Source organism: Bradyrhizobium sp. (assembly GCF_028868675.1).
Classification (GTDB): domain Bacteria; phylum Pseudomonadota; class Alphaproteobacteria; order Rhizobiales; family Xanthobacteraceae; genus Bradyrhizobium.
Window position 1 is genome coordinate 1 of the sequence record NZ_JAGWUA010000227.1, and the last position, 7,346, is coordinate 7,346.

Annotated in this window: 8 protein-coding genes and 1 pseudogene; 2 read left to right on the forward strand and 7 right to left on the reverse strand. The window is 65.3% G+C overall.

The genetic code is table 11. The features are described from left to right. Positions 1-237: 237 nt before the first annotated feature. Both KGM94_RS21850 and KGM94_RS21855 read left to right on the forward strand, forming a co-directional pair. A pseudogene (locus tag KGM94_RS21850) lies at positions 238-603 on the forward strand (type II toxin-antitoxin system RelE/ParE family toxin); the annotation flags it as partial. 94 nt (positions 604-697) lie between these two features. Then, the gene (locus KGM94_RS21855) at positions 698-1,522 is read left to right on the forward strand and encodes a sulfite exporter TauE/SafE family protein (protein WP_300264013.1); all 825 of its coding nucleotides are present in this window, start codon (positions 698-700) and stop codon (positions 1,520-1,522) included. A 12-nt stretch (positions 1,523-1,534) separates the two neighbouring features. On the opposite strand, the gene KGM94_RS21860 is transcribed toward KGM94_RS21855, so the two are convergent. The 7 genes from KGM94_RS21860 to KGM94_RS21890 form a co-directional block, all read right to left on the reverse strand. After that, positions 1,535-2,323 (reverse strand): 3-hydroxybutyrate dehydrogenase, encoded by a 789-nt coding sequence (locus tag KGM94_RS21860; RefSeq protein WP_300264015.1) that lies wholly within the window; start codon positions 2,321-2,323, stop codon positions 1,535-1,537. Position 2,324: 1 nt separating this feature from the next. Beyond that, positions 2,325-3,506, reverse strand: coding sequence for a patatin-like phospholipase family protein (locus KGM94_RS21865; protein ID WP_300264017.1), 1,182 nt, complete (start codon positions 3,504-3,506; stop codon positions 2,325-2,327). A gap of 79 nt (positions 3,507-3,585) precedes the next feature. Then, on the reverse strand, positions 3,586-4,086 hold the full coding sequence (locus tag KGM94_RS21870; protein WP_300264019.1) for a CAP domain-containing protein: 501 nt from the start codon (positions 4,084-4,086) through the stop codon (positions 3,586-3,588). Positions 4,087-4,217: 131 nt separating this feature from the next. Continuing rightward, positions 4,218-4,943 (reverse strand): phosphoadenylyl-sulfate reductase, encoded by a 726-nt coding sequence (locus tag KGM94_RS21875; protein WP_300264021.1) that lies wholly within the window; start codon positions 4,941-4,943, stop codon positions 4,218-4,220. Further along, on the reverse strand, positions 4,940-5,455 hold the full coding sequence (locus tag KGM94_RS21880) for a DUF934 domain-containing protein (protein ID WP_300264023.1): 516 nt from the start codon (positions 5,453-5,455) through the stop codon (positions 4,940-4,942). Before KGM94_RS21880 ends, KGM94_RS21875 begins: the two co-directional genes overlap by 4 nt. Beyond that, positions 5,442-7,097, reverse strand: coding sequence for a nitrite/sulfite reductase (locus KGM94_RS21885; RefSeq protein WP_300264025.1), 1,656 nt, complete (start codon positions 7,095-7,097; stop codon positions 5,442-5,444). Before KGM94_RS21885 ends, KGM94_RS21880 begins: the two co-directional genes overlap by 14 nt. An 11-nt stretch (positions 7,098-7,108) precedes the next feature. Then, a partial coding sequence (locus tag KGM94_RS21890; protein WP_300264027.1) for a DUF2849 domain-containing protein occupies positions 7,109-7,346 on the reverse strand: 238 nt, incomplete at its 5' end.

Sequence of the window (7,346 nt, forward strand, 5' to 3'; positions counted from 1 at the left end):
GATCGAGAGCGAGCTTCGCGGCGGCGAATATCCGGCGACCGCGGAGGAGCTGCGGATCATCGATGCCGCCATCGCCTCTATCGATCTCGGTGACGTCGCGACCGATGCTGATGTCGCAGCTGCTGATGTCGCAGCCGCGTTCACGAAATTCCGCCGCGGATGAAGCTCGTCTATTCCCGACGAGCGCTCGCCGATCTTGCCGACATCGCAAACTACTAGGCGACCAACGCGAATCCCCGGGTTGCCGAGGCCGTCGAGCGACGATTTCTCGATGTGATCGAGCGCATAGGACGTGCACCGCTATCGTCGCCGCGCGTTGCGCAACGCTCCCAGGTGCGGGTGGCGTCGGTCGTCCGCTATCCATTTCGAATATTCTACCGCATACGCGGCGACGCCATCGATGTTCTCCACATCCGCCATACATCCCGGCGGCCACCTACAGGCCTGAATGAACCTGGTCGCAGTATCCTTGAGCCCGGACTCGACCAGAAGAAGGAACTACCCGACGCTTTCGGTTCCGCTTCGCCTGCGGGGCAAGCCGCAAATTTCGCCGGATCGCGCCGATTTGGGCAAAATAACTACGGAGCGCCGGCATTCGGCTGATTTTTTCTTATTTGCTTCGATCCGTTGCGCCGACTGGCAAGTTCATTCTACGTCGTCTTGCCTGACTGACGGGATAAACCTAAGTTCTGCAGAGATGATTGATCCGCTCTACGTCGCCTCGGGATTCGGCGTCGGCCTGCTTGTCGGCATGACGGGCGTCGGCGGCGGCTCGCTGATGACGCCGCTGCTGATCCTCTTGTTCGGCATTCATCCGTCGACCGCGGTCGGCACCGACCTTTTCTATGCCGCCGGCACCAAGACGGCCGGAACCGTGGTGCATGGCTGGTCGCGCAGCGTGCACTGGCCGGCCGTGTTCCGGCTCGCCAGCGGGAGCATCCCGGCGAGCGCAGCGACGCTGCTGGTGCTGTGGAAGCTCGATCTCAAGAGCGATGCCGAGCGCAACCTGGTCAATCTGGTGCTGTGCTTTGCGCTCATGCTGACCGCGGCCTCGCTGATCTTCCGCAAGTCGCTGATGGCACAGTTTCGCCGGCGCGTCGAGCGGATGGACGCCCGGACCACCGCAATCGGAACCGTGCTCGTTGGCGCGCTGCTCGGCGTGCTGGTCTCGATTTCCTCCGTCGGCGCGGGCGCGGTCGGCGTGACCGCGCTGCTCCTGCTCTATCCCCGCCTGCCGATCGCAACCATCGTCGGATCCGACATCGCGCATGCGGTGCCGCTGACTTTGGTCGCCGGCGCCGGGCATTGGGCGCTCGGCGACGTCGACTGGGCGCTGATGGGCGTGCTGCTGATGGGCTCGCTGCCGGGCATCGTCATCGGCAGCTACAGCGCTGCGCGCGTGCCGGAGACGGTGCTCCGCGCCGCGCTTGCCAGCGTCCTCATCGTGGTCGCCGGCAAGATCGCATTCGCGGAGCTCAACCTGTCGTCGGCGATCGTCACCGCATTGGCGTGGAGCCGCTGAACGGCTCGCCCCTCAGGCCGCGGTCCAGCCGCCGTCGATCGAGAGATTGGCGCCGGTGATCTGCGTGGCGTCGTCGCTGCAGAGGAACAGCGCGAGCGCTGCGACCTGCTCGGAGGTGACGAACTCCTTGGTCGGCTGCGCCGTCAGCAAGACGTCGTTGATGACCTGCTCGCGGCTGAGGTTGCGCGCCTTCATGGTGTCGGGAATCTGCTTCTCCACCAATGGCGTCCAGACATAGCCCGGGCTGATGCAGTTGCAGGTGATCTTGAAGGTCGCGAGTTCCAGCGCCACCGTCTTGGTGAGCCCGGCGATGCCGTGCTTGGCCGACACATAGGCCGACTTGAAGGGCGAAGCGACCAGCGAATGCGCGGACGCCGTGTTGATGATGCGGCCCCAGCCGCGCTTCTTCATGCCGGGCACCGCGGCGCGGATGGCATGGAACGCCGACGACAGGTTGATCGCGATGATCGCATCCCACTTCTCGATCGGGAACTCCTCGACCGGCGAAACGAACTGGATGCCGGCATTGTTGACGAGGATGTCGACCGAGCCGAACGTCTTCTCGCCGAGCGCGATCATCCCGGCGATCTCGGCGGGCTTGCTCATGTCGGCCGGCGAATAGACCGCCTTCACCTTGAAGTCCTTCTCGATGGTCGAGCGTTCCTTCTCGACGTCCTCGGGCGTGCCAAATCCGTTGATGACGACGTTGGCGCCGGCCTGCGCAAAGGCGCGCGCATAAGCGAGCCCGATGCCGCTGGTCGAGCCGGTTACAACGGCGTTCTTGCCTGTCAAGCTACCCATTTCATTCGCTCCTGGTTGAGGACGGGGACGCGGAGACGTCCTTCGTCAGATCGTAGGCCACCATGGTCTCGCCGGATTGCGGCTGCTCGAGCTGGTCCCTGTGGCGCATCGACAGATGCACGTCGCGCACGCCGGACTCCCAGTGCTCGACCATGGCGACATGGGAGAAATCGTAGTCCTTGGACGACATCTCGTAGGTCTTGCTGCGGTAGATCAGATGCACGACCGTGACGGTATTTTCGCACGCTGCCTTCGCGAGGATTTCGACCGACGGATCGCTCCTCAACTCGGCGGGCAGCTTGCCGATGAGGTCGCGCAATGCCCTGCGGGTGTTGCGCAGCTGCCTGTTCTTGTCGGTGTTCATCCGCGTGCGGCTGGAAAAGCGGATGTCCTTCTCGCGCTCGGCGGCATCGAGCAGCGACGTCGGCAACTCGCCGCGCGCGCTGAACAGGTCGACCTGGAAGATCAGGAGGTCGCGGTCGGCCTTCGCATCCAGCACGTAGTCGAGCGGCGTGTTGGAGGCGATGCCGCCGTCCCAATAGTGCTCGCCATCGATGATGACCGACGGGAAGCCCGGCGGCAGCGCCCCGGAGGCCATGATGTGCTCGGGGCCGATCCGCTTGCCGAGCCTCCTGAGCTCGACATTGTCGAAATACTTGAAATTGCCCGAGGTGACGCCGACCGCGCCGACCGACAGCCGCGTCTTCAGGTCGTTGATCCGGTCGAAATCGACCAGCCGCTCCAGCGTTCTCTTCAGGGGCGCGGTATCGTAATAACTCTGCGCCTCGGGGTGGCCCGGCGGCCAGAGCGGTGCCGGCGGAATGCGTGGGGTGAAGAAGCCCGGCACACCGAAGGTCGCGACCAGCGCGGCGCTCGTCGAATTGAACAGCTCGCGGTTGTGGTCGCCGTTGACGACCGGCGTCCACGGCACCGGCGCCGAGACCATCTCCCAGAATTCCTTCAGCCGCTTGACGCGGGTGAGGCCTTCATTGCCGGCGATGATGGCGGCATTGACCGCGCCGATCGAAATTCCGGCGACCCATTCCGGCTCGAAGCCGTAGCCGCACAGCGCCTGAAAAGCGCCGGCCTGGTAGGAGCCGAGCGCGCCGCCACCCTGGAGCACCAGAACGCGCTCTGCATTGGCGGGGACCTTGTTCGATGCCGGGCTGTGAGGATCGGTCATGATGGATCAATAGCAGATCGCGGCCCAGCGTGGCGGCCCTTCACGGCAACGTCAATTGGCCGGAGATGCAGGACCCGTTTCACCTGGTCTCGGTTGACGCCAGAATCATGGTCCAGAACACCTTGTATTTGGTGTTCGGAGCGTAGCTTGCAGCGATGCCCATTCTTGTGACACCGCTCTTGAGCATGTTGGCCCGGTGCGGCGGCGAGTCACGCCAGCCGGAAAAGGCCTCCGCCAGCGTGTGATAGCCGGCCGAGATATTCTCGACCGCGACTGTCGCGGGATAGCCGGCGCCGGTCAGGCGCCTCGCCAGCGGCGCCCGCACGTCGTGGTCCATCTTGTTGGCGGCGGCCATGGCCTGCGACTGCGATTCGGCGAGCTTCATCAGGTCGGGATCGATCACGACGCTGCCGAGGACGTTGTTCTGGCGGTATTGCGAGATCATCACCGCGGCAGCCTGCGCATCGAGCCGGGCTCCGGGAACGGCCATATCGGCATACATCGACGGCTGCTCGATCGGCGCCTCGGTGGCGCAGCCGGCGAGAAGGAAAGTGATGAGAATTGCGGCCGCGGCGCGCATGGACAAGCCCCCAGGAACGGGCCGTTGTTGCATACCAACCGTGGCTGAATAGTGAACGGTGGGCGGGAATTCGCGTCTCGGCCGGATAGCCCCGGCTCCGCGGGACCCAGCGGACGACCGGCGGATGCGCCTCAGGACGTCCTGGTCGTGTGAATGCCGCATTCGGTCTTGGCGCGGCCACGCCAGCGGCCGGCGCGCGGGTCCTCGCCCTCGGCTGCGCGGCTGGTGCAGGGGATGCAGCCCACCGACAGGAACCCGGACGCGACCAGCGGATGCTGCGGCAAGCCGGCACTTGCGTAGATCGCCTCGATCTCCGCGCGCGAGACGTTGGCGAAGGGATTGAACTTCAGCCGCACGCCGTCTTCCTCGACCACTTGTATCGCCGCCCGCGCGCCGCCCTGGAACCGCTTGCGGCCATTGATCCAGGCGGAGAACGGCTTCAGCGCACGGGCCAGCGGCTCCACCTTGCGAATGCGGCAGCAGGCGTCCGGATCGGAAAACCAGAGCTCACGATCGGGATCCTCGCGCGACAGGATCTCCTCCGACGGCTTGATCGAGCGAACGTCGCGCAAGCCGAGCGTCGCGATCAGCGTGTCGCGATAGGCGAGCGTCTCCTCGAACAGCCAGCCGGTATCGAGGAAGATCACGGCAATCCCCGAATCGACGTCCGCCATCACCTTGAGCAGCGCGGCCGACTCCGTGCCGAACGACGACACCAGCGCGAGATGATCGCGCCCGACCGCCTTCAGCGCCGCCGCGACGACCTCCGCAGGCGACGCATCGCGCAGTGCGCGGTCGAGCTCTCCCGCAAGCGTCAGGGTCGATTCCGGCGCAGCCTGAGACGCGACGGCCGTCATGGGCTGACGCCCTCGGCATGACGCAGCTGCATGCGCCGGTGCAAGGCGGTGATACGACCGTCGCCGGTCGGCTGGTAGAACACCGAATAGCGCTTCACGGTCTGGGCAAAGACCTCCGCGTCGGCCTGTTTCCTGACGTCGAACGTGTCGAAGCCCGCGCGCAGCATGAACACGAACTGATCGCGCAACACCTGGCCGGTGGCCCGCAGCTCGCCGCGCCAGGCATAGCGCTCGCGCAACAGCCTTGCCTGGCTGTAGGCACGGCCGTCGCGGAAGACCGGAAACACCAGCGCCACCGCCGCAAGCCTGCCGAGATACGGCACCAGCGCATCGATGTCGCGATTGTTCGGCCAGATCATCCCCAGCCGGCCGGCGCGCGCGAGCAGGCCCTCCGGATCTCCGAGGAAGCGATCGGCCGACACCAGGATGTCACCGACCGCAGGCGTCTGCGCATCGTCGGCGAGCCTCACGAAGGGATCCTCGACGATCTTTCCGCCCTTAACGAGTGGCATAGACCCGCTCCTTGAACGGTTCGACGCCGAGGCGCTTCACGGTGTCGATGAACAGCTCTTCCGGCCGCTCGCGCAGCGCCAGATAGGCCTCGACGATATCCTCGATCACGTCGGCGACCTCGTCGAACTTGACGCCGGGCCCGATCAGGTTGCCGAGCGCGGCGTTCTCGTCGGCGCGGCCTCCAATCGTGATCTGGTAGACCTCCTCGCCGTTCTTCTCGACGCCGAGAATGCCGATATGGCCGACATGGTGATGGCCGCAGGCATTGATGCAGCCGGAGATGTTGATGTGGAGACGGCCGATCAGGTTGGCGAGCTCGTGATTGGCGAAGCGCCGCGTCAGCTCCTGCGCGACCGGGATCGAGCGCGCATTGGCCAGCGAGCAATAGTCGAGCCCCGGGCAGGCGATGATGTCGCTGATCAGGCCGACGTTCGGCGTGGCGAGGCCGAGCCTGTCGAGCGCCTTCCACAACGCCGGCAGGTCGCGCTTGGTGACGTGCGGCAGCGCCAGGTTCTGCTCATGACCGACCCGGATCTCGCCGAACGAGTACTTGTCGGCGAGATCGGCGAGCGCATCCATCTGTTCGGCGGTGGCATCGCCCGGAGGACTGCCCACCGGCTTGAGCGAGATCGTGACGATCGAATAGCCCTGGACCTTGTGCGCGAACACCGAGTTCTTGCGCCACGCCTCGAACGCGGGATCGTGTGCGGCGGCGCGCAGCTCGTCCGGCATGTGCGGCAGCTTCTCGTAGGCCGGGTAGGTGAAGTGGGCGCGGATGTCCTCGATCACGCCGTCGTCGAGCTGCAGCGAGCCGTTGCGGATGTGCCGCCACTCCTCCTCCACCTCCTGCGCGAATTTTTCGATGCCGAGCTCGTGCACCAGGATCTTGATGCGCGCCTTGTAGATGTTGTCGCGGCGGCCGTACTGGTTGTAGACGCGCAGGATCGCCTCGACGTAGCTCAGGATGTCGCGGCCGTGGACGAAGTGCTTGACGGTCTTGGCGATGAACGGCGTGCGGCCGAGCCCGCCGCCGACCAGCACCTCGAAACCGGTCTCGCTCTTCTCGTTCCTGGTCAGGCGCAGGCCGATGTCGTGGATCTTGATCGCCGCGCGGTCGTGGTCGCTTGCCGTGATCGCGATCTTGAACTTGCGCGGCAGGAACGAGAACTCGGGGTGCAACGTGGTGTGCTGGCGCAACAGCTCCGACCAGATGCGGGGATCCTCGATCTCGCCGGGCGCGACGCCGGCCCACTGGTCCGAGGTGACGTTGCGCATGTTGTTGCCGGAGGTCTGCATCGCATGGATGCCGACCTCCGCGAGGTCGGCCAACGCGTCCGGCAGTTGCGCGAGCTTGATCCAATTGAACTGGATGTTCTGCCGCGTGGTGAAATGGCCGTAGCCGCGGTCGTAGGTGCGCGCGACATGGGCGAGCCGCCGCAACTGGTTCGAGGCCAGCGTGCCGTAGGGGATCGCGACGCGGAACATGTAGGCGTGCAGTTGCAGATAGACGCCGTTCTGCAGTCGCAACAATTTGAACTCGTCTTCGGTGAGCTCGCCCGAGAGGCGGCGCTTCACCTGGTCGCGAAATTCGGAGACGCGCTCATTGACCAGCGTGCGGTCGATTTCGTCGTAAGCGTACATGGAAGAATGCCTCAAACCTGAACCGGCAGTCCGATGGTAATGCCGGTGCGCCGGATCCGTTCGCGCAGGTTGCCGGGCTCGATCCGGCCGTCGTTCGCGAGCCGCACCGGAGCGATGTAGGCACCGACTGCGCCGACGTCGTCGGCGACGGATTCGGCGAGCAGCGTCCTGGCGTCATCTGAATTACGCACGATCGCGGCGTCCGACAGTTCGGCCGACCAGTCCCTGGTGGGCGTGCGGTAGATGACG

Coding starts and splice junctions, on each gene's coding strand:
- KGM94_RS21855 (WP_300264013.1), top strand. CDS start 698: ATGATTGATCCGCTCTACGTCGCCTCGGGATTCGGCGTCGGCCTGCTT.
- KGM94_RS21865 (WP_300264017.1), bottom strand. CDS start 3,506: ATGACCGATCCTCACAGCCCGGCATCGAACAAGGTCCCCGCCAATGCA.
- KGM94_RS21875 (WP_300264021.1), bottom strand. CDS start 4,943: ATGACGGCCGTCGCGTCTCAGGCTGCGCCGGAATCGACCCTGACGCTT.
- KGM94_RS21880 (WP_300264023.1), bottom strand. CDS start 5,455: ATGCCACTCGTTAAGGGCGGAAAGATCGTCGAGGATCCCTTCGTGAGG.
- KGM94_RS21870 (WP_300264019.1), bottom strand. CDS start 4,086: ATGCGCGCCGCGGCCGCAATTCTCATCACTTTCCTTCTCGCCGGCTGC.
- KGM94_RS21885 (WP_300264025.1), bottom strand. CDS start 7,097: ATGTACGCTTACGACGAAATCGACCGCACGCTGGTCAATGAGCGCGTC.
- KGM94_RS21860 (WP_300264015.1), bottom strand. CDS start 2,323: ATGGGTAGCTTGACAGGCAAGAACGCCGTTGTAACCGGCTCGACCAGC.